This window comes from Pseudomonas sp. UBA5568, from assembly GCF_002425525.1.
Classification (GTDB): domain Bacteria; phylum Pseudomonadota; class Gammaproteobacteria; order Pseudomonadales; family Pseudomonadaceae; genus Aquipseudomonas; species Aquipseudomonas fulva.
In genome coordinates this window covers 52,639-73,647 of record NZ_DIMK01000006.1, presented here as the reverse complement: position 1 = coordinate 73,647, position 21,009 = coordinate 52,639, and the positions used below count along the sequence as shown (strand labels likewise).

The 21,009-nt window shown below is 58.9% G+C and carries 22 protein-coding genes; all 22 read left to right on the top strand.

What is annotated here, in order from left to right:
- The first annotated feature begins 1 nt into the window (after position 1).
- Entirely contained in the window at positions 2 to 403 is a 402-nt protein-coding gene (locus tag B2S33_RS02900) for a TrbC/VirB2 family protein (RefSeq protein WP_050587287.1), read from the top strand.
- Between the two features lie 3 nt (positions 404 to 406).
- Entirely contained in the window at positions 407 to 718 is a 312-nt protein-coding gene (locus B2S33_RS02895; protein WP_023532470.1) for a conjugal transfer protein TrbD, read from the top strand.
- Entirely contained in the window at positions 715 to 3,273 is a 2,559-nt protein-coding gene (locus tag B2S33_RS02890; RefSeq protein WP_027913263.1) for a VirB4 family type IV secretion/conjugal transfer ATPase, read from the top strand. Before B2S33_RS02895 ends, B2S33_RS02890 begins: the two co-directional genes overlap by 4 nt.
- Positions 3,270 to 4,028 carry a VirB8/TrbF family protein gene (locus B2S33_RS02885; RefSeq protein ID WP_027913262.1) on the top strand — a complete coding sequence of 253 codons (759 nt, stop codon included), beginning with the start codon at positions 3,270 to 3,272 and terminating at the stop codon, positions 4,026 to 4,028. Before B2S33_RS02890 ends, B2S33_RS02885 begins: the two co-directional genes overlap by 4 nt.
- 10 nt (positions 4,029 to 4,038) lie before the next feature.
- Positions 4,039 to 4,929, top strand: a complete 891-nt coding sequence (gene trbG, locus B2S33_RS02880; protein ID WP_023532808.1) for a P-type conjugative transfer protein TrbG — start codon at positions 4,039 to 4,041, stop codon at positions 4,927 to 4,929.
- Positions 4,930 to 4,931: 2 nt separating this feature from the next.
- The gene (locus tag B2S33_RS02875; protein ID WP_288649793.1) at positions 4,932 to 5,375 is read left to right on the top strand and encodes a conjugal transfer protein TrbH; all 444 of its coding nucleotides are present in this window, start codon (positions 4,932 to 4,934) and stop codon (positions 5,373 to 5,375) included.
- Positions 5,376 to 5,381: 6 nt separating this feature from the next.
- Positions 5,382 to 6,779 carry a TrbI/VirB10 family protein gene (locus B2S33_RS02870; RefSeq protein WP_027913260.1) on the top strand — a complete coding sequence of 466 codons (1,398 nt, stop codon included), beginning with the start codon at positions 5,382 to 5,384 and terminating at the stop codon, positions 6,777 to 6,779.
- A 23-nt stretch (positions 6,780 to 6,802) separates the two neighbouring features.
- Entirely contained in the window at positions 6,803 to 7,561 is a 759-nt protein-coding gene (trbJ, locus tag B2S33_RS02865) for a P-type conjugative transfer protein TrbJ (RefSeq protein ID WP_288649792.1), read from the top strand.
- A gap of 10 nt (positions 7,562 to 7,571) precedes the next feature.
- Positions 7,572 to 7,817, top strand: coding sequence for an entry exclusion lipoprotein TrbK (trbK, locus tag B2S33_RS02860; protein ID WP_111475819.1), 246 nt, complete (start codon positions 7,572 to 7,574; stop codon positions 7,815 to 7,817).
- A gap of 15 nt (positions 7,818 to 7,832) precedes the next feature.
- On the top strand, positions 7,833 to 9,536 hold the full coding sequence (gene trbL / locus B2S33_RS02855; protein WP_206419507.1) for a P-type conjugative transfer protein TrbL: 1,704 nt from the start codon (positions 7,833 to 7,835) through the stop codon (positions 9,534 to 9,536).
- Positions 9,537 to 9,654: 118 nt separating this feature from the next.
- Entirely contained in the window at positions 9,655 to 9,861 is a 207-nt protein-coding gene (locus B2S33_RS21510) for a TrbM/KikA/MpfK family conjugal transfer protein (RefSeq protein WP_144435207.1), read from the top strand.
- Positions 9,862 to 9,871: 10 nt separating this feature from the next.
- Complete coding sequence (locus B2S33_RS02845) at positions 9,872 to 10,477, top strand: muramidase (RefSeq protein ID WP_288649788.1); 606 nt, start codon at positions 9,872 to 9,874, stop codon at positions 10,475 to 10,477.
- Positions 10,478 to 10,660: 183 nt separating this feature from the next.
- Positions 10,661 to 11,284 (top strand): hypothetical protein, encoded by a 624-nt coding sequence (locus B2S33_RS02840; protein WP_288649787.1) that lies wholly within the window; start codon positions 10,661 to 10,663, stop codon positions 11,282 to 11,284.
- Positions 11,285 to 11,344: 60 nt separating this feature from the next.
- Positions 11,345 to 13,039: a T6SS phospholipase effector Tle1-like catalytic domain-containing protein gene (locus B2S33_RS02835; RefSeq protein ID WP_059183493.1), complete on the top strand. Its 1,695-nt coding sequence runs from the start codon at positions 11,345 to 11,347 to the stop codon at positions 13,037 to 13,039.
- 107 nt (positions 13,040 to 13,146) lie between these two features.
- Positions 13,147 to 13,617: a hypothetical protein gene (locus B2S33_RS02830; RefSeq protein WP_027913255.1), complete on the top strand. Its 471-nt coding sequence runs from the start codon at positions 13,147 to 13,149 to the stop codon at positions 13,615 to 13,617.
- Positions 13,618 to 13,862: 245 nt separating this feature from the next.
- Positions 13,863 to 14,450, top strand: a complete 588-nt coding sequence (locus tag B2S33_RS02825) for a hypothetical protein (protein WP_231977362.1) — start codon at positions 13,863 to 13,865, stop codon at positions 14,448 to 14,450.
- Positions 14,451 to 14,519: 69 nt separating this feature from the next.
- Positions 14,520 to 16,220 carry a T6SS phospholipase effector Tle1-like catalytic domain-containing protein gene (locus B2S33_RS02820; protein WP_288649784.1) on the top strand — a complete coding sequence of 567 codons (1,701 nt, stop codon included), beginning with the start codon at positions 14,520 to 14,522 and terminating at the stop codon, positions 16,218 to 16,220.
- The gene (locus B2S33_RS02815) at positions 16,217 to 16,978 is read left to right on the top strand and encodes a TraX family protein (RefSeq protein WP_242809968.1); all 762 of its coding nucleotides are present in this window, start codon (positions 16,217 to 16,219) and stop codon (positions 16,976 to 16,978) included. The genes B2S33_RS02820 and B2S33_RS02815 overlap by 4 nt, the downstream gene beginning before the upstream one ends.
- 10 nt (positions 16,979 to 16,988) lie before the next feature.
- Positions 16,989 to 17,528 (top strand): IncP plasmid survival protein KfrC family protein, encoded by a 540-nt coding sequence (locus tag B2S33_RS02810; protein WP_023532599.1) that lies wholly within the window; start codon positions 16,989 to 16,991, stop codon positions 17,526 to 17,528.
- A 46-nt stretch (positions 17,529 to 17,574) separates the two neighbouring features.
- A complete protein-coding gene (locus tag B2S33_RS02805) occupies positions 17,575 to 19,413 on the top strand; it encodes a type IV secretory system conjugative DNA transfer family protein (RefSeq protein WP_027913252.1) in 1,839 nt (612 codons plus the stop codon).
- The gene (traF, locus tag B2S33_RS02800; protein WP_027913251.1) at positions 19,410 to 19,949 is read left to right on the top strand and encodes a conjugative transfer signal peptidase TraF; all 540 of its coding nucleotides are present in this window, start codon (positions 19,410 to 19,412) and stop codon (positions 19,947 to 19,949) included. Before B2S33_RS02805 ends, traF begins: the two co-directional genes overlap by 4 nt.
- Before the next feature lie 286 nt (positions 19,950 to 20,235).
- The gene (locus B2S33_RS02795) at positions 20,236 to 20,955 is read left to right on the top strand and encodes a carbonic anhydrase (RefSeq protein ID WP_023532649.1); all 720 of its coding nucleotides are present in this window, start codon (positions 20,236 to 20,238) and stop codon (positions 20,953 to 20,955) included.
- Positions 20,956 to 21,009: the final 54 nt, after the last annotated feature.

The following is a 21,009-nucleotide window of genomic DNA, read 5'->3' as shown; positions in this document are numbered from 1 at the left end:
CATGCAAGCCAACATTTCTCTGTCCCGCATCAATGCCCAAACGTTTGGCTACCTGGCGCTCTGCCTGTTGATGCTCTACGTAATGGTCACCCCGGAAAATGCATTCGCCTCTACTGCCGGTAGCGGCAGCTTGCCCTACGAGAGCTGGTTGGAGTCTCTGCAGAAATCGGTGACTGGCCCAGTCGCCTTTGCCCTGTCGCTGATCGGCATCGTGGTCGCAGGCGGCGTGCTGATCTTCGGTGGCGACCTCAACGGCTTCTTCCGCACGCTGATCTTCCTGGTGCTGGTTATGGCACTGATCGTGGGCGCCAACAACATCATGCAGAAATTCTTCGGCACCTCGGCTGAACTGGCCCAATCGGTACCGATGATGACTGCCCACTCGGTACAAGGGCAGGTCTGAACCATGGCGCTGCGCACCATCCCTATTCGCCGTGCGGGAAACCGCGACAATCTGTTCATGGGTGGCGACCGCGAGCTGGTGATGTTCTCCGGCCTGCTGGCATTCGCCCTGATCTTCAGCGCCCAGGAATTGCGCGCCACGGTAGTCGGGCTGGTGCTGTGGTTTGCCGCACTTTTCATTCTGCGGGTCATGGCCAAGGCCGACCCGAAGATGCGCCCGGTGTACCTGCGTCATCGACGCTACAAGTCTTACTACCCGGCGCGTAGTACCCCGTACAGGGACAACCCGCCAAGTCAGGGAAATCAATACAAATGATCGAAGGTATTGCGTATGCCATCGCAGCCCTCGGTGCGTTGCTGGTCCTGCTGCTGGTCCAGCGTCTCCTGCAGGTCGATGCCGAGCTCAAGCTCAAAAAGCACCGCTCCAAAGATGCGGGCCTCTCAGATCTGCTGAACCATGCGGCGCTGGTCGACGACGGTGTGATCGTCGGCAAGAACGGCGCATTCATGGCTGCGTGGTTGTATCGAGGTGACGATAACGCCAGCAGCACCGACGCCCAGCGCGAGTTGGTATCGCTGCGTATCAACCAGGCCTTGGTTGGGTTGGGCAGTGGGTGGATGATCCACGTCGATGCCGTGCGGCGTCCTGCGGTCAATTATTCCAGCAAGGGTTTCTCGCATTTCCCGGATCGGCTCACCGAAGCGATGGACGAAGAGCGACGCAGCTTCTTCGAGTCATTGGGATCGTTGTATGAAGGTTATTTCGTCCTGACGCTGACTTACTTCCCGCCCATGCTGGCGCAGCAGAAGTTCGTCGAGCTGATGTTCGACGATGACACGCCGCCGCCAGACCACAAGGCGCGCACGCGTAACCTTATCGAGCAATTCAAGCGCGATTGCACCAGCGTCGAGGGCAGCCTGTCGTCGGTGCTCAAGATGACACGTTTGAAGGCCAATACGCTTGTGACAGAGGAAGGCGCACAGATCACCCATGAGGATCTGCTTAGCTGGGTCCAGTTCTGCGTGACCGGTATAAGCCAACCCGTACAGTTACCAAGCAACCCCATGTACCTGGATGCCATTCTTGGCGGCAAGGAACTGTGGGGGGGCGTGGTACCGAAGATCGGCCGCAACTTCATTCAGGTGGTGGCGATAGAGGGTTTTCCGCTGGAGTCTGCGCCCGGCATCCTGGCCGCGCTTGCCGAGCTGCCCTGCGAATACCGGTGGTCCAGTCGCTTCATATTCATGGATACCCATGAGGCCGTGCGACACCTGGATAAATACCGCAAGAAATGGAAGCAGAAGGTTCGTGGCTTTTTCGATCAAGTCTTCAACACCAACAGCGGCAATATCGACCAGGACGCGCTCTCGATGGTGCAGGATGCGGCTGACGCGATCGCCGAGGTCAACAGTGGCTTGATCGCTCAGGGCTATTACACCAGCGTCGTCGTCTTGATGGATGAGGACCGCCAGCAACTTGAAGAAGCCGCCCGTGGTGTGGAGAAGGCCATCGAGCGGCTTGGCTTTGCCGCTCGTATCGAGACCATCAATACGCTGGACGCGTATCTGGGAAGCCTGCCGGGCCATGGCGTTGAAAACGTCCGTCGCCCGTTGATGAATACGCTGAACCTGGCTGACATGCTGCCCACCAGCAGCATCTGGACAGGCAGCGCCGAAGCCCCCTGCCCACTCTACCCGCCGCTTTCGCCGGCGCTGATGCACTGTGTAACCAGCGGTGCCACGCCGTTCCGTCTGAATCTGCACGTGCGCGATCTGGGTCACACATTCATGTTCGGCCCCACGGGTGCGGGTAAGTCCACGCACCTGGCGCTGATCGCTGCACAACTGCGCCGCTACCAGGGCATGTCGATTTTCGCCTTCGACAAAGGCATGTCCATGTACCCCCTCGCAGCAGGTATCCGGGCAGAAAGTGCCGGGAGCTCCGGGCTTCACTTCACCGTAGCGGCCGACGACGAGCGTCTTGCCTTCTGCCCGCTGCAGTTCCTGGAAACCAAGGGTGACCGCGCGTGGGCGATGGAATGGCTCGATACCATCCTGGCGCTGAACGGCCTTGAGACCACCGCTGCACAGCGTAACGAAATTGGCCATGCGGTGATGAGCATGTACCGCGACGGTTCGCGCACCCTTTCCGAGTTCTGCCTGGTGGTGCAGGACGAGAACGTGCGTGAAACCCTGCGCCAGTACACCGTCGACGGAACCATGGGGCACCTGCTCGATGCCGATGAGGATGGTTTGACACTGTCCGACTTCACCGTCTTCGAGATCGAAGAACTGATGAACCTGGGCGACAAGTACGCCTTGCCAGTGCTGCTTTATCTGTTCCGCCGTATCGAACGCGCGCTCAAGGGGCAGCCGGCGGTGATCATTCTCGACGAAGCCTGGCTGATGCTTGGCCACCCCGCTTTCCGCGAGAAAATCCGTGAGTGGCTCAAAGTGTTGCGTAAGGCCAACTGCCTGGTACTGATGGCTACCCAGAGCCTGTCGGATGCCGCCAACTCCGGCATTCTCGATGTCATCGTCGAGTCGACGGCCACCAAGATCTTCCTGCCTAACGTCTATGCACGCGATGAAGACACTTCGTTGCTGTACCGGCGCATGGGCTTGAACGCCCGGCAGATCGAAATCCTCGCCACCGCCGTACCCAAGCGTCAGTACTACTACGTCTCGGAAAACGGCCGCCGGTTATATGACCTTGCCCTGGGTCCGCTCGCCCTGGCGTTCGTCGGCGCCTCCGACAAAGAGTCGGTGGCCGCCATCAAGCGACTGGAAGCCAAGTATGGCAACGGTTGGGTGGACGAATGGCTGGCCGCCCGTGGCCTCAGACTGAATGATTATGGAGTGGCCGCATGAGCTTCGCTGAACGCATGAAAGCGATGGTGCGCAAACGCCCCGCTGAATCTGTCGATACCGTTACCGGCGCCCCGTCGCCGCAAGGCGCAGTACTCGACAACCCCTACCTGACGGCCCGCCGTACCTGGAATGACCATGTCGGCAGCGTCGTGACCTCGCGCCTGATGTGGCAGGTGGTTGCGATCCTGTCGATGATGATCGCCCTGGCCTGTGTGGGCGGGCTGATTCATATCGGCAGCCAGTCCAAGTTCGTGCCCTACGTGGTTGAAGTGGACAAGCTTGGGCAGCCATTGGCGGTAGCGCCGGCGCAGGTGGCGCAGCCAGTCGATCAACGCGTTGTGAAATCGCAAATCGCCAGTTTCATTGCCGATGCCCGCACCGTCACGCCGGACGTGGCGCTGTTGCGCAAATCGATCTTCCGCATTTATGCGCTGCTCAGCCAGAACGATCCGGCTACGCAGAAAATGAACGAATGGCTCAACGGCACCAAGGACTCGAGCCCGTTCGTGCGCGCTGCAGAGGAAACCGTCAGCGTCGACATCCGTTCGGTCATGCAGCAGACCCCGGAGACATGGCAGGTGGACTGGGAAGAAGTCACTCGTGATCGGCAAGGCTTGGTCAAGAGCAAAGTCAACTGGCGTGCCCTGGTAACCACCTATACCGCCGAACCCACTACTCAAACCAGCGAAGAGCAACTGCGGATGAACCCGATCGGGACCTATGTGCGCGACTTCTCCTGGTCTAAGCAACTCTGAAGGACCGACCATGAACCGTTATCTTTGCGCTTTGCTCGCCGCCGCACTGCCTGCGTTCGTTCAGGCCGCGCCCGGCACCAGTCAGGCCGACCTGTACTTCTCGGACGCCAACCCCACCTTGACCCCGCAGGAAAAGGCCGCCCTGGCCATTTCCCAGCGTTGGCAGCAGGCCAGTGCCACTGGCATCAAGCCGGTCGATGGCGGCGATGGTACTGCCCGCTTCATCTTCGGTGCCCAGCAGCCGAGCATCGTCTGCGCCGTGTTGCAGGTGTGCGACATCGCCCTGCAAGCCGGTGAGCAGGTCAACTCGATCAACCTGGGTGACACTGCACGCTGGACCGTCGAGCCGGCCATCACCGGTGTGGGCCCGAGCGAAGTACAACACCTGATCATCAAGCCCATGGACGTGGGGCTGGAGACGTCGCTGGTGGTCACCACCAACCGCCGCACCTACCACTTCAAGCTCCGCTCGCACCGCACCCAGTACATGCCGCAGGTGGCCTTCACCTATCCGGAAGAAGCGCTGGCGAAGTGGAACATGATCAAGCAGCGCGAAACCACCGAGCGCAAGCGCGCGACCATCCCCGAAACCGGCGAATACCTGGGTAACCTGAGCTTCGACTACACCGTCGAAGGCGACACTGCCTGGAAACCCGTGCGGGTTTATAACGATGGCAGCAAGACCATCATCCAGATGCCGCAAACCGTAGCCCAGACCGAGGCCCCGTCGCTGATGGTGGTGCGCAAGGACGGCGGCTGGTTCCGGGATGATGAGACCGTGATGGTCAACTACCGCATCCAGGGCGACCGTTACATTGTTGACACCGTGTTCGACAAAGCCATCCTGATTGCCGGCGTGGGCAAGTCCCAGGACCGTGTCACCATCCAGCGGGGTAAATGAGCATGCGCGCTTGTCTAGCACTGTTCGCCACCCTGTGGCTGGCCGCCTGTGCCAACGGGCCTTATGGCAACTTCGCCGAGCGCACATCGCCTGCGGTCAACCAGCAGCTGGCGCAGGCCACCGTTCGCCAGTTGGCGGTGGTGCACCCGCCTGCCAGCACCCGCTTGCGGTTTGCTCAGGAAACCCGTGATGGCTTCGGTACTGCCCTGTTGAGCACTCTGCGCGCCTCGGGCTATTCCGTGCAGGAGTTCGACACCAAGGCGCAGCCAGCGCCTGCTGCGCGCGGCGTGGTACCTGCGCTGCCGCTGAACTACGTGGTCGACACCCCCAAAGACACCCAGCTACTGCGGGTGATCCTGCGGGTCGGCCCTGAAACCCTGAGCCGTGCCTATGGCGTACAGAACGATCGCCTGCTGGCTGCTGGCGTCTGGGTTCGCAAGGAGTGACATGGGATGAGTAAAGCTAACGATGCCATGTCCCCGGATGCCTCCCCTGGCAAGCTGAACCGCAGCAGCGGTGTGCGTCGCGTGAACAACTGGCCGATGTACATCATCGGTGCTGCGACCGCTATCTTCCTGCTGATCATGATGCTGGTGGCAGCGGATCGGTCGGGTGAGCAGAGCGAGCCGAAGGACAAGAAGAGTGAAAAAACGGGCAACAGTAGCCTGTTTGCCAGTCAGATCAGCGGTATGGACTCGGACGGGATCATCCCAAGCAAGGCAGAACCGCCAAAAGTGCCAGTGCTCGACAACGCGCCCGCGCGCGAACCTGAGCGGCTTCAGGTGGTGCGCCCGGACAACCTTGATGCGCCGCCATTGCCTCCGCGTGCGTCGCAGCCAGATGTGAATGCGGACGAGTTGCAACGCATTCGCGTAATGAAGGCGCAGCAGTTCCAGGAGGCAGTGCGGGCCAGGAGCACCGTTCAGGTGCAAGCACCGCGTAGCGCAGCATCCTCTCAACCGACTCATGGTCCGCTGGGCCCTCAGGACGCGCTCGCAAACATTGCGGCTGCACGCCAACGGTTGGATGAACAGGCGCGAAGTGATCCAAACAGCGCCTTCAAGGCCCGCATGGCCGAACTGCGTCGTGCAGGCATGGGCGGCGTCGGTGGTGGCGCTGACGGCGACGATGACTCGCCGTTTAGAGTAACGCCTTCATCCGCTCGCAATGCGGGCTACGACCAGTTCGCCGCAGGTGGGAGCGAAGACCGTTGGGCACTGAATTCGAAAGTGGAGGCACCGAGAAGCCCTTACGAGTTGCGCGCCGGCTTCATTATTCCCGCGATGCTGGTGTCTGGGATCAACTCCGACTTGCCAGGGCAGATCATTGGGCAGGTCACTCAGGGCGTCTATGACACTGCGACCGGCAAGCACTTGTTGGTGCCTCAGGGCGCGCGACTGGTGGGGTCGTACTCCAGCGAGGTGGCCTATGGTCAGGCGCGAGTGCTGGTTGCCTGGCAGCGCATCATTTTTCCAGATGGCAAGGCGATGGATATCGGCGCGATGCCTGGAGCGGACGGCCTGGGCTATTCCGGTCTGAGCGATCAAGTCAATAACCACTATGTGCGACTCTTCGGGTCTGCCTTCCTGATGTCCGGCGTAGTGGCCGGGATCAGCTTGAGCCAAGACCAGAACAACAGCAGCAGTTTTGGTGGCGGCAATCAGCGCGAGAGTGCCAGCAGCGCCATGAGCGAAGCACTGGGTCAGCAGTTGGGTCAGGTGACGGCCCAGATGATCGCCAAGAACCTGAATATCGCCCCCACCCTCGAGATTCGCCCTGGATTCCGTTTCAACGTGATGGTCACCAAAGACCTTACGTTTTCCAAGCCTTATCAATCGTTTGACTACTGATGGACTAAGTCAAGGAGAGGACTATGAACAGACCTACCGCGTTTAAATCGGCTCTGGGCTTAGTGGCTGGTATCGGGCTCGCCCTGCAAGCCCATGCTGGGATTCCAGTCTTTGATGGTGTGAGTGTGGCTGAGAGCGTTAAGCAGACATTGCAGCAGCTTGAAGACTATAAAATGCAGGTGAGCCAATACACGGCGCAACTTGATCAATACGAAAACATGCTCAAGAACACTGCCGCACCTGCAGCCTATATCTGGGATGAAGCAAACAACACGATCAACAAACTGATGCGTGCGCAAGACATGCTCGACTATTACACCAAACAGGCAGGTAGCTTCGACTCGTATCTGGATAAATTCCAGGACACTAGCTATTACAGAAACTCTCCCTGCTATGGGAGTGGTGGGTGCACAGCGGCAGACGAGGCGGCCATTCAGAAACAACAGGACATGGCCACTGCATCCCAGAAAAACGCAAACGATGGGATGTTCAAGAGCATCAAACAGCAGCAAGAAAACCTGAAAGCGGACGCTCGGCAGCTTGAGAGGCTCCAACAGGCCGCCACCACTGCCGATGGACAAGTGAAGGCCATTCAATATGCCAACCAACTGTCTAGCCAGCAGGCCAATCAGCTACTTCAACTGCGTACCTTGATGCTGGCGCAGCAAACCGCCGAAGCCAACCGTCATGCTGCAGAGCTCGATGAGCGAGCACGTGGCGAAGCCCAGAATCGCAGGCTCACCGATTGGACTTATAAAAAGAGCCCTAAAGATGATTTTTAATGGAGAAGTTATGAAAGTGTTTAGCGTAAAAGCTGCCCTCGTGCTGGTTACTGCCGGGTTGCTGGCAGGTTGCTTTGGCGAAGACGTACCGCAGGCTACGGCTGAAAACTGCTCGCCCGTTATGTACGAAAAAGTCCTTGCAGAACTTTCGAAAGAGGCCAGTAAAAATGAGTTCAAAGCCAACTGTGATAGTTTCTTGTCTTCCAAAAAAATGACGGATTGGGAATTTAAGAAAAGTCCGAAAGACGATTTCTAGTAAGGAATGAGTTTTATGCTTGGCAAACGTCGGGATTTGTTCGTAAACGCCTTGGCTATCCTCGCCATTCTGTCAATCCCGGCGGTGGCTCAAGCGGCGGGCCCCGGGTTAGGCAGCTCGGGAATCATGAACGAAGTGCTCCATCGCTTCCGTGATGCCACCCAGGAATGGTTGCCCGCCATTCAGGCTGCTGCTGAACGGCTGTTTTTGGCACTGACCGTGATTTCCATGGTGTGGACGTTTGGGCTCATGCTGCTCAAAAAAGCCGACATTGGCGAGTTTTTCGCAGAGCTGATCCGGTTTCTGGTGGTGTTCGGGTTGTTTTGGTGGTTACTGAGAAATGCCATGCAGGGCCTCCAATTGGCTGAGAGCATCGTGAGATCATTGAGCGAACTGGGATCGACAACCGGTAATATTGGTACTACTGATCTCCAGCCGTCTACCATTGTCGACATAGGGTTCGAACTCTATGACCGGACAGTTAAAGCGACTGATAAGCTGAGCTGGTACCAAATGGGCCGGCAGATCACTATGGAACTAATGGCAATCGTTGTTCTGGTCGTCCTGGCCGTAGTGGGTATCAACCTGCTAATACTTCTGGCATCGAGTTGGTTCTTATTGTATGCCGGTGTGTTTTTCTTGGGCTTCGGCGGCTCGCGATGGACTTCTGATATCGCCTTGAACTATTACCGAGCGGTATTAGGTGTCGGGGCCCAGCTGTTTTCGATGGTCCTTCTTGTCGCCATTGGCAAACGTTTCATTGAAGACTTCGCTAACCGCATCAGCGACAAAATGGCAGTGCAAGAGCTGGCTGTGATGCTCGTAGTCTCTGTGCTGCTACTTTTACTTGTTCACAAAATTCCGCCCATGATTGCAGCGCTGGTAGGTGGCGCAGGCAGTGCTTCATCGGGCATCGGAAACTTTAGCGCAGGCGCGGTAGTGGGTGCGGCAACTACCGCTGTTTCGATGGCTGGAAAGGGTGCATCTGCAGTCGCCAGCGGCGGGGCAAACCTGATAGGTGGTGCGCAGGCTGTGCATGCCGCATTCAAAGGAGCGCAATCAAGCGTCGCATCTGGCTCCGACATTGGCTCGCGCATGGCTAGCGGTCTTTCCGGCATGTTGGGTGGCGGCACCAATGGGGGCCAAGCGGGTTCACCTGGCGGCAAAAGTAGTAGTTCGGAATCAAGTCCTCTCAGCTCAGTGATGGGCTTGTCCTCCTCATCGAGTGCGGGAAGCGTACAAAGCGCCTCCTCTAGCGGAGGCGAACAGTCCTTGACCAGTGCAGGTGCAGAGTCGTCTGGTTCATCTGCTGGCGGGGCGCAAGAGAGTGTCGCTGACGCTGGAGGTGGAAGCACAGCAGGGGGCAGTAACGACTCTGCAACCGCCGCTGGCGCTGCGGGTGCTCAGGGGGGTAGCACCTCTTCCGCCTCAAAAGACGCTGCAGGCAGCACCGCTGGCAGCGGTTCAGCTCAGACCTCCTCAAGTAAGTTGGGTAATGCGGGACGTGTCGCTTTGCAAACAACAGCGAATCTAATCTCAGGTTCAGGCCGTGTGGCGCAGGCGCGCGTAGACAAAAGCTCGGGCGGTAAGCTGGCTCAGGCAGTGAGCAATAGCGGCCAGCGTACATCAGGCAACTTGGACACGCAGTCAAAAAGCCGTGACTTCAACCCCGACGCAGAAGTGAAGAGCTTCAGCGAGCGCAAACAAGATTTGTCCTGACCTGGAGGTCGTTGTGAAGAACTCAATACGCTCAACTCAAATACTGTTGGCCGCCACGCTTGCACTGGCTGTTGTGAGCCCAGCCCAAGCCGGTGACCCATGCGCCACAGTACTGTGCATGTTCGGCAAGCTCAAAGGCGCCGGTGTCGTTGAAGGCTGCGAGGGTCCAGTAGCCGACTATTTCAATATCGTTAAGAGAAAAAAGCATGGTGGTATCAAGTGGAACGATACCGCTAACGCCAGGCAGTCTTTCCTGGATAGCTGCCCAGCAGCTGACTCGGATAAGACCAAAGAAATTAACAACAAATTTGGCAAAGTGATCTAGGCCTACGCGCATGCCCATCGACGCCCCGCCTCCGCTCCCGCCACTCGAAGAGCCGATCGTGTGCTCGGTCATGGCCGCCGTTAAGTACGAGCTGCCCGTGAACATCGTGCTCGCGGTGGCAGCTCAGGAAGGCGGCAAGCCGGGCCAATGGGTGCGCAATACCAATGGCACCTACGACGTAGGCCCCATGCAGTTCAACACCAGCTACCTACGCGAGCTCGCCCGTTACGGCATCACTGCCCAGGATGTGGAGCAAGGTGGCTGCTATGCCTACGACTTGGCGGCTTGGCGCTTGCGCGGCCATGTGCGCAACGACCGTGGCGACTTGTGGACGCGGGTCGCCAACTACCACTCGCGCACCCCCGCCATCAATGCCCGCTATCGCCAGCAATTGATGCGTCGGGCGGCCTGGTGGGCCGATTGGCTGGATGAGCGCTTCGCCACGCAGCAAGTAGCACAAGGCGCCGTCTTGTCTACTGCCCCGGGCCAAGCGCCTGTCGTTGCGGCGAGCACCTCTTTTGAAGCGACGCCGGTCGTTGAAACGCAGCCAGCCGTGGCCCAGCCTAAGGCAGCGACCGCGTATGTGCCGCGAGGTCTGGTGCTGGGCGGCAAATGATAGTGAATGTACTGTGCGGTGACATTTCAATCAGCGCAAACCGTGAGTTGTTCACGTTGTTGGATACGCGTGTAGTGGCCCCAATCTCGGGATTTATCAGTATTCTTCGATCAACTTAGCCGGATGACCCATGCGAATACAACCTGTCAAGAGCCATCCGGAGACGGAGGTCACGGAGGATAAATGAGTAGAACCGACAACCTGAGTACATGGGTTCCCGCCGCTGCAAATAGCGCCATTCAAGGCTGCTGGTCTCGCCTGCGTCTGAGCCGGCTCGCCACGCTGGTCCTGGGAGCGTTCGTGCTCCTGCCGGCTACTTCCTCTGCACTCCAAGCCAAGGAGATTTCCATGCAAGACAATCAAGGCCAATACCAACCCTACACACCTGGCATGAAGCTACCAGAGGGTGTGTTCCCACCTATGCAGGGTTATACACACGAAGATTTGGTAGGCGCTGCCGCCAAGCGTGCCGAGGCCGTGCTCAAGCGTGGTGGCGTGGATCCAACACTCATACGCGAATCGTTGATAGCGCTAGCCAAGCACTTTAACCAGGCGCTTGAAGCCCAGAATGTCGAGTACCAGATATCGACCTGGTATCAGAAACCTTATGCAAACCCTGCCGATCGCGACAAAAGCGTCGCTGACATGGCGGAGACCTTCGGCGCACTGGCCGTCCGGGCCGCAACTGAATCTCTCAAGGGGTCGCCGTTGCTGGACCAAGACAGGGAGCTGCTTGGTGAATACATCAGCAGTGCCGGGGATGGCGTTCACGATTTGATCGCTGGCCTGGAAAAGCCAGGCGCCTGATCGTTATCCAGAGCGGTACCGAGAGCCCGTACCGCGCTACGAGCACCATAGGGACATGAAATGAGTGATGCCAAGCGCTTTACGGTGTACTTCGATGGCACCGGGAATAACAAAGACCTGAATACGCCGGAAGGTACGCAGACTAACGTCGCGCGCCTTTTTGAACTTGATACGGCCAAGGGCACCAACTTGGCACGCAACTCAGGGCATGTTCCGCAGCAGTACGACACGCAGGAGCGTTCGGGCCAGTCTGAGAAAATCTATTTCGATGGCGTGGGCAGCCAAGGCCAGACATCAGGGCGCTCGCTCATCGAAGGCGCTACCGGGCGCGGCGCACAGGAGCGCGTTGACCAGGCCTACGACGCTATCGTGGCCTTTCATAACAAGTATCCCGGTGAGCAGGTTGACGTAAATATCGTTGGCTTCAGCAGGGGTGCATCGCAGTCCAGGGCGCTCGCTAACAAATTCATTGAAAGCGGCGTGCCTAAGCTCGACGGGCAAGGCAAGCCTACTGGGGATTTTCTGATTCCCCCAGGGCAAGCGCACGTCAACAAGCTGGGGATCTTCGACACTGTGGCCACCGATGGCCTGTCCATTACAGACACGCACCTGGGCAAGAATCTCGAAATCGGCAAGAACGTCGATTCGACTACCCACTTGGTGGCCATGAACGAATACCGAGATACGTTCAGGTTGACCAGTGCGCTGCGCAATGACAATAACGGCAAAATCGAGGAGCTGAAGTTCGCAGGCGCCCACTCGCAGGTCGGTGGTGGCTATCAGAATGACGTGCTGGCCGCGGGTCCTCTTGCCGTGATGTACGATCGCTTGCAGTCGGCAGGCATCGAACTCAAACCGATGCACCAGGAAGATGTGCAACGCGTCGAGCAGTACAATGAATTGATAAAGGATCCGCAGAAGGTCCAAGCAGCGCTCATTGATTCACGCCTGATAAAAGGTGAAAAGGCATTTTCCCAAGACGAGAACGGCGCCTACAAAACCCTCGACAATCAGCCCTTTCCTCTGGAAAGAGGGACGCTCAATGTCTTTGATCGCCAAAGCCGGCCTTTCGATCACGAACCCGATGGCAGGGGCGTGATTTTCGAGAACGACGACAGCCTGAGCCGCAGCAGCGTCACCCGTGGCCTGGAAGGGCTTGGTGGCAGTCTTAAGGCGTTGGGCCAGAATGCGCTGGAAGCCACATCGCGTTTTGTCGGGCTTGATACGCGCAAGCAGGCCAAGCAAGACGGGCTTGACGTCATTGATCAGCTGCAGGCGGAAAGAGCAGCGGCTGCGCAGAAGCAAGTTTCTGATTTGACGGGCGACCTGAAGGCATCGCGCCCCAACGCGACTTACATCGAAGGCATAAAATTACAACCTGTCCCAATTCCCAAAACTGCTTCGCACGCCCAGGAACTGGATCCTCTCTCGCAGCCACGTAACGAGTCGTTCAAAGCGATGGAAGATAAGGCTCGTGCCATGAGCCCATCCGCAACTATCAATGAGGCATCCCAATCCGGGCGCAAGGCTACCAGCGGTATGGTCGTTGGCATGGACGAACACCATATCCTTCAAAAGGTCGGTCAGACTGATCAATTCGTGATCCATGACCGGCGTGACGTCGACCCTAACCGAAACTTCCAGGTAGGCAAAAGTACAGCCATCGTCAACGAGAAAGGTATTGGTGAGCTGGGGCGTAGTACCCCACCCAAGATCGAACTTGATGTGGGGCTAGGTCAGGCGATGCGTAGATAAATCCATCTCGACCTGCAGACCTTGCCAGTTCACGTGTTGTACGCGTCGCTCGGCAGTCAGTTGCCGGCCTGATCGCAGGCGCTACCCCACAAACCTGAGAGTCCAAAATGACTGAAAAAAACGATGCCTATTCGTGCGATACACGCGGCATGAAGCTGCCCGATGGGGTCTTCCCCCCTATGCAGGGATATACCCATGAGGACTTGATAAGCGCGGCGGCAGTCCGTGCCGAAGCGGTACTGACCAAGGATGGTATGGACCCCACGCTGATTCGGGAGTCGCTATTGGCAATGGCAAACTACCTCAAGCCAGCATTCGAGGCCCAAAACGTCGAGTACCAGATCTCGACGTGGTACCAAAAACCATATGCGGACCCGGCGGATCGTGGCAGAAGCGTTGCTGACATGGCCGAAACCTTTGGCGCTCTCGCGGTGCGAGCCACCACCGAATCTCTGCGAGGCTCTGCGTTATTGGACAAAGACTGGGATTTTATCCGTGAGTACATCAGCAACGCGGGGGACGGCGTGCACGACCTGATCGCTGGCTTGGAACGGCCAGACGCCACACCGGATGTGTAGGGTCACCAGGCCGAGTGAATGAGGACACCAAGCTCTTCGAACGTTCTCTCACGACTTAGTCGAGATAGGCACCCTGTTCTGGTGCAACATTGGTCTGCTGAGCCTCATAACTTCTCGGCTTCGCCTGTCTTGTGAGGCCAACGCATCAACAGAAAAACACTTCAGAAGGACGCAGGCCACTCAACGACCAAACTTCAACCATGGAAAATACCATTGAATTTCATTCCTCATTATGGAGGAGAGTGATGAACCAAAAAAAACGTTGGCCTCAAGGACGCTGTGGACTAATGCGCGGCGGCCTACTGGGCTTTGCACTGACTACCAGTCTGGTAGCGCTGCTGATCAATTCCCCTGTTCAAGCAAAGGAGCCAACCATGGCTGATAAAGACTACACCTACCACCCCTACACCCCTGGCATGAAGCTCCCCGACGGTGTCTTCCCGCCCATGGAGGGTTACACCCATGGTGACCTGATCGCAGCCGCTCAGGTCCGCGTTGAGGCGTACATGAAAGCGCACGATATCGACCCGACGCTGATACGTGAGTCGTTGATCGCACTGGCGGCGCACATGAATGAAAAGTTCGAACGTGAAGGCGTCGAATACCAAGTGTCGAGCTGGTATCAGAAACCCTACGACGATCCTGCCGCACGAGCGCGCAGTGTCGAGGCGATGAGCGAAGAGTACGGTTCTGCGACCGTCGAAGCCGCCGCAGAATCGATGGACGGTTCGCCATTACTGCATCAGGGCAGGGAGTTCTACAAAGGTTACATCGGGGCGGCAGGTGATGCAGTTCGTGATCTCATCATCACGCTGAACAAACGAGACGCCTGACCGCGTACCGGCGTGGTATGCACGCCGGCTCGCGAACACTCAAGCCTTACAACTGCATAGGGACGTGACATGAGCGACGCTCTGCGATTTTCGGTCTTTTTTGATGGCACCGGTAATAACAAAGACCTGGACCAACCTAAAGGCATGCACACGAACGTGGCTCGCCTGTACGACCTGGATAATGCCCAAGGTACCAACTTGGCCAGAAACTCCGGTCACGAGCCCGCTCAGTACGACAGTACCTTGCGTACGGGACAGTCCGAGAAGGTGTACTTCGACGGCGTCGGCAGTCAGGCACAGACGTCCGTTCGCTCGGCACTGGAAGGTGGGACGGGCCTGGGCGGGCAGGAGCGGGTTGAGCAGGCGTACAACGCCATCGTGGCGTTCCACAACAAATACCCGGATCAGAAAGTCGATGTAAACATCGTCGGTTTCAGCCGTGGTGCTGCCCAGTCGCGTGCCTTGGCCAACGAGTTCATTGATCGTGGTGTGCCCAAGCTCGATGACCAAGGCAAAAGCACGGGCGAATATCTGATTCCTCCCGGACAAGCTCACGTTCACAAGTTGGCGATCTTCGATACCGTTGCTTCCTATGGGAACGCCTTGTCCGACGAGCACTTGGGCAAGAACCTGGAAATCAGCAAGAACGTCGACTCCACCACTCATCTGGTGGCCAGTAACGAATACCGCGGTACGTTCCGGTTGACCAGTGCACTGCGCAATGATGACAACTCCAAGATCGAAGAGGTGAAATTCCCTGGTGCGCATTCGCAGGTGGGTGGCGGGTACAAGGATGACGACCTAGCGGCTGGGCCACTTGCCCATATGTACAACAGCCTTGAGGACGCCGGCTTTGATCTCAAGCCAATGTTGCAAGAGGACCTCCAGCGCGTCGGACGCTATAACGACATTATTCAAGATCCTGCCAAGGTTCAGGAGGCCCTGATCGATTCTCGACTCAAGGATGGGAATCTGGCATTCGGACGGGGTGAAGACGGCTCGTATATTGTCTTGGACAATACGCCGTTCATCGGTGAGCGAGGCACGGTGCTGAGCTCTAATCGCCAGACTCGGCCGTTCGATCACGAGACGAATGGTCGAGGCGTGATTTTTGAAAACGACGACTCGCTGAGCAAAACGCGGATCCAGCGTGGCGTGGAGACGGTCGGGACATGGTTTGAGAAAGCCGGCGATCAACTCAAGAACCGGGCTGCGGAATTCGTGGGTAAGCGTCCCGAAGTCAGTCAAACTGTCGACAAGATGGGCGACGACCTCTTCGACAAGCAGCTCAAGCAGTTGAATGCGCAGTCTACGGCGCAGAGCCAAGCCATGAAGGCTGCGATGACGCAGTCCAGGCCCGACCAGGCCTACATCTCTAGCCTGAACCTGCAACCTGTTCCCATACCCGGTCAGAAAAACCGCCCGGGCGAGGAAGATACTCAGGCCCGCCAACGTGGTGAATCCCACAAAGCAATGGAGGAAAAGGCTAAGTCGCTAAACCCTGGGGCCAGTATTCGCGACGCTGGGCAAGAGGGCCGCTCTGCCACCAGTGGCATGGTCGTGGACATGGATGATCACCACATCTTGCAGAAGGTGGGGCGCTCCGATCAATTCGTGATTCACGACCGTCGTGATGTGGACCCCAACCGTAATTTCCAGATTGGTAAAAGCACGGCCATCGTCAACGAGAAGGGGCTCGGCGAGGTCGCGCGCGACATGACACCCAAACTCTCCCTCGAAACAGGACTAGGCCAGGCGATGCGCAGATGACGCACACCAGCGCACATTGCGCCCCTGCACCTGCCGATCAGGTGGCAGCGCCGGGCGTTCGATTTCAGACCGGTGCGCTTGAAGCGTTGAAGTGGCTGGCATTGTTGTTGATGACCGGCGATCACGTGAACAAGTACCTGTTCAACGAGACGCTCCCCTATCTGTTCGAGGCTGGCCGTGTCGCGATGCCGCTGTTCGTGATGGTGCTGAGCTACAACCTGGCGCGCCCGACGACTTGGCACAAGGGCGGCCACCGGCGTACCGCCTGGCGCCTGCTGGGCGCCGGCCTGCTCGCCACGCCGCCGTTCATCGCCTTGGGCGGGCTGTGGTATGGCTACTACCCGTTGAACATCCTCTTCACCCTGCTGGTCATCACGCTTACCCTGGCCGCCTGCGAGCGCGCCTTGGCAGGCCAACGCTGGGCGTGGTTCGTGGCACTGATGGTGTTCGTGCTCGGCGGCGCACTGGTGGAGTTCTGGTGGCCGGCGGTACTGCTGGGGCTGTGTACGACTTGGTTCGTCCGTCGTCCCAATCCGATAGCCGCACTGGGCGCAGTGCTCTCGTTGGCATCGCTTACCTATGTCAATGGCAATGCCTGGGCCATGGCTGCCCTGCCCATCGTGCTGCTGGCGCGCGGCCTGTCACTGAACGTACCGCGGTGGCGCTGGCTGTTCTATGCCTATTACCCCCTGCACCTTGCGGCGCTTTGGCTGATCCGTATCCCCATGGCCAAGGCCGGTTACCTGTTCCTGATTTGAGGAGTGCTTGATGAAAATGCCCACCCCCATCAACCCGCCGGCGGATGATGCTGGCCAAGGTATCGAGGCGCAGGCCCAGGCATTGGCCGCCGAGCAGGCTGCGCTGCTGCAGGGCAGTTCGGTACAGGCCCGCTACGATCAGGCCCTCGGCGAACTGGTGGAGCAGAAAGCCGATCAGGCGGGTGCGCTGGAACAGCGGCTGGAGAACATGCTCGATCGTCAGCAGGCGCAATTGCAGCAGAACATGGCCTCACGCCCAGGCATGATCGCCCTGCCCTCCACACGTGCTGCCTGGGAACAGGCGAACCAGCGCTGCCAGGCACGGTTGCAACAGTTGCAGGCGCGCCTGGAACGGGTACAGGACCTGCACCATGGCATGGGTCTGTACTCTCCGCGTATCGAGGAGATGGCGGCGCGCCAGTTGCGAGCCGAGCAACCTGAACTGGTCGAGCAATGGAGCCTGCAACGCCAGGCCGAGCGCAGCTTGACCGAAACACAGCGCCGCAGCCTCACCCAAGAGCTGAGCCGTGGTCGGACGCCATCACCATGACGCCAACCCTTTTTCCCACTCACTTCATCCTTTCCGGAGCCCATCCATGAAGCACAACAACGCCGTTGGGCCGCAAATTCGCGGCGAGAGGCGCGGCGGCGCCAGCCGTTGGCAAGCTTTGCTGGCGCTGGCGTTTTTGCTCGCCGGGTTGGCCACTGCCACGCAATATTTCGCCTATCTGTTCAACTATCACGCCGCCCTTGGGCCTAACCTCAACGGGGTCTATGCCCCTTGGATGATCCTGGTGTGGGCCGCTCGCTGGTCGACCGAACAGCAGGACGCGCTGATGACCGCAGGCTCCGTCGGGGTATTGGTCACAGGGGTTGGCCTGATTGCCGTGGTGGTGGTGCGCATGATCACCAACAACAGTGCCCAGGCCAACGCCTTCCTGCACGGTTCGGCGCGCTGGGGTGGGCACAAGGACATCCAGAGCGCGGGTTTGCTGGCCGATGAAGGCGTGTACGTCGGCGCCTGGCTCGACAAGCGCAACAAGCTGCATTACCTGCGTCACAACGGGCCGGAACACATCCTCACCTTTGCCCCCACGCGCAGTGGTAAGGGCGTGGGGCTGGTGATTCCTACCTTGCTGTCGTGGAAGCACAGCGCCGTGATCACTGACTTGAAGGGTGAGCTGTGGGCGTTGACCGCAGGGTGGCGTCAACAGCATGCGGGCAACCGCGTGCTACGGTTCGAACCGGCAACCGCCAATGGCTGTGTGGGTTGGAACCCGCTGGAAGAGATCCGCCTGGGCACCGAGTTCGAGGTGGGTGATGTGCAGAACCTGGCCACGCTGATCGTCGACCCTGACGGCAAGGGCCTGAACGACCACTGGCAGAAGACCTCCCAGGCCATGCTGGTCGGCTGCATCCTGCACCTGTGCTACCGCGCCCAGGATGAAGGGGGCGTGGCCAGCCTGCCGATGCTCGATGCCATGCTGGCCGATCCCTCCCGGCCCATTGCGGAGTTGTGGGAAGAGATGACCCATTACGGTCACCTGGACGGCGAAAACCACCCGCTGGTGGGCTCTGCCGCGCGCGACATGCTCGATCGGCCGGCCGAGGAAGCCGGCTCGGTGCTGTCTACCGCCAAGTCCTACCTGTCGCTGTTCCGCGACCCGATCGTGGCCCGCAACGTGGCGCGCTCGGAGTTCAAGATCCGCGACCTGATGAACCACGACGACCCGGTCAGCCTGTTCATCATCACCCAGCCCAACGACAAGGCGCGCCTGCGCCCGCTGGTGCGAATCCTGGTGAACATGATCGTGCGGCTGCTGGCCGACAAGATGGACTTCGAGGACGGCCGGCCCAAGGCCCATTACAAGCACCGCCTGTTGATGATGCTCGATGAGTTCCCAAGCCTGGGCAAGCTGGACATCATGCAGGAGTCGTTGGCGTTCGTGGCCGGTTACGGCATCAAGTGCTACCTGATCATCCAGGACTTGTCGCAGTTGCAGGAGTTCTACGGGCAGAACGAGAGCATCACCTCCAACTGCCATATCCAGAACGCCTACCCGCCTAACCGCGTGGAAACGGCCGAGCACCTGTCCAAGCTGACAGGCCAGACCACCATCGTGAAAGAGCAGATCACCACCAGCGGGCGCCGCTCCAGTGCGTTGCTCGGGCAGGTTTCGCGCACCATCCAGGAGGTCCAGCGCCCCTTGCTCACCACCGACGAAGCCCTGCGCATGCCCGGCCCGCGCAAGGACAGCCAAGGCAACATTCAGGAAGCCGGGGACATGGTGGTGTACTGCGCAGGTTACCCAGCCTTCTATGGCAAGCAGCCGTTGTACTTCCAGGACCCGATCTTCCTGGCCCGCGCCAAGGTGCCTGCGCCGCGCGAGAGCGATCGCACCATCGATCTACGGGACACTGTGACCCCGGCATGAAACGTCCGCTGAGCGTGGCCGCCGCCTTGGCCATCCTGTGTTTCCTGTTGCTGCCCCTGGCGCTGCACTGCGGCGCCAGGATCAATGTGACCAGCAGTTTCCCGCCCGGTATCTATTGGGTAGTCGACAAGACGCCGGCCAAGGGCGACTTGGTGATGTTCTGCCCGCCAGAGCAGCCCTTGTTCGATTTGGCCCATAGCCGTGGCTATGTGGGCAGCGGGACATGCCCTGGCGGCTACATGCACATGCTCAAGCGCCTTGTGGCCGTGGCGGATGACGAGGTGGACTTCGCCGAGACGGGCGTGCGGGTCAATGGTCAGTTGCAGGTGCGCAGCCAGCCGCTGGCCAAGGACCCCAGTGGGCGGAGCCTGCCACGCCCGCCTCAGGCTCACCTGCGCCTGGCGGGCAGCGAGGTGCTTCTGCTCTCCGACTACAGCAGCCTGTCGTTCGACGGTCGCTATTTCGGTGTCTTGCCACGCAAGCAAGTGAACGAAGTGGTCAGGCCTTGGCTGGTATGGCAGCGCGAGCCACGTTGAGCGCTGGGGCCTTAATCCCCAGCCTCACTAATCCGAGCAAATAATTGCAGTCATGGTACTTGGCAATTGATGCTTTTTTGCTACTATTGAAACTCCCTCCTGATCATCTGGAACGCCCGTTCTAGAGCCTCCGAATTAAGTTTCAGTTAAGTTTTCCCGGCTAGCGTAGGAAATCAGTCCACACCGACTGTGATTTATGCTCAATGCCTGTCATCTAAATCCCAGCATTGCCAGAATCTTTCACCGGTAAAATGGATTTGCCTACTCACCGTCAAGAGGATGAATCATGCCCGTAAAGGACCCATCCAAGGTCGTGCCGCAGGTCCCTGCGGAGAGCGCCGATGCCGCCCTGAAGCACATTGTCGACGGCTTCCTGCGCTTTCATCATGACGTTTTTCCTGAGCAGCAAGAGCTGTTCAAGAAGCTCGCCACGGCGCAAACGCCGCGCGCCATGTTCATTACCTGCGCCGACTCGCGCATCGTGCCGGAGCTGATCACGCAAAGCTCGCCGGGCGATCTGTTCGTTACTCGCAACGTCGGCAACGTGGTCCCGCCTTATGGCCAGATGAACGGCGGCGTTTCCAGCGCCATCGAATACGCCGTCATGGCGTTGAAGGTGCATCACATCATCGTGTGCGGTCACTCCGACTGCGGCGCCATGCGCGCCGTGCTCAACCCGCAGTCGCTGGCCAAGATGCCGACCGTCAGCGCATGGCTGCGTCATGCCGAAGTAGCCCGCACCGTGGTCGAGAACAACTGCACGTGCGAAACCGAGCACGAGAACATGCAGGTGCTGACCAAGGAAAACGTCATCGCCCAGCTGCATCACCTGCGTACGCACCCCTCCGTTGCTTCGCGCCTTGCCGCTGGCGAGCTGTATATCCATGGTTGGGTGTACGACATCGAGACGAGCAAGATCGAAGCCTACGACGCCTTGAGCGACAGCTTCCTGCCGTTGTCGGCAGACCAGCCAGTGCCCTGCGCTACTCCGAGAGGCCGCTACTAAGCGACCCGACCACCGCTGAACCTTGATGGCCGGCTACACCCCGCTGGGGTGTGG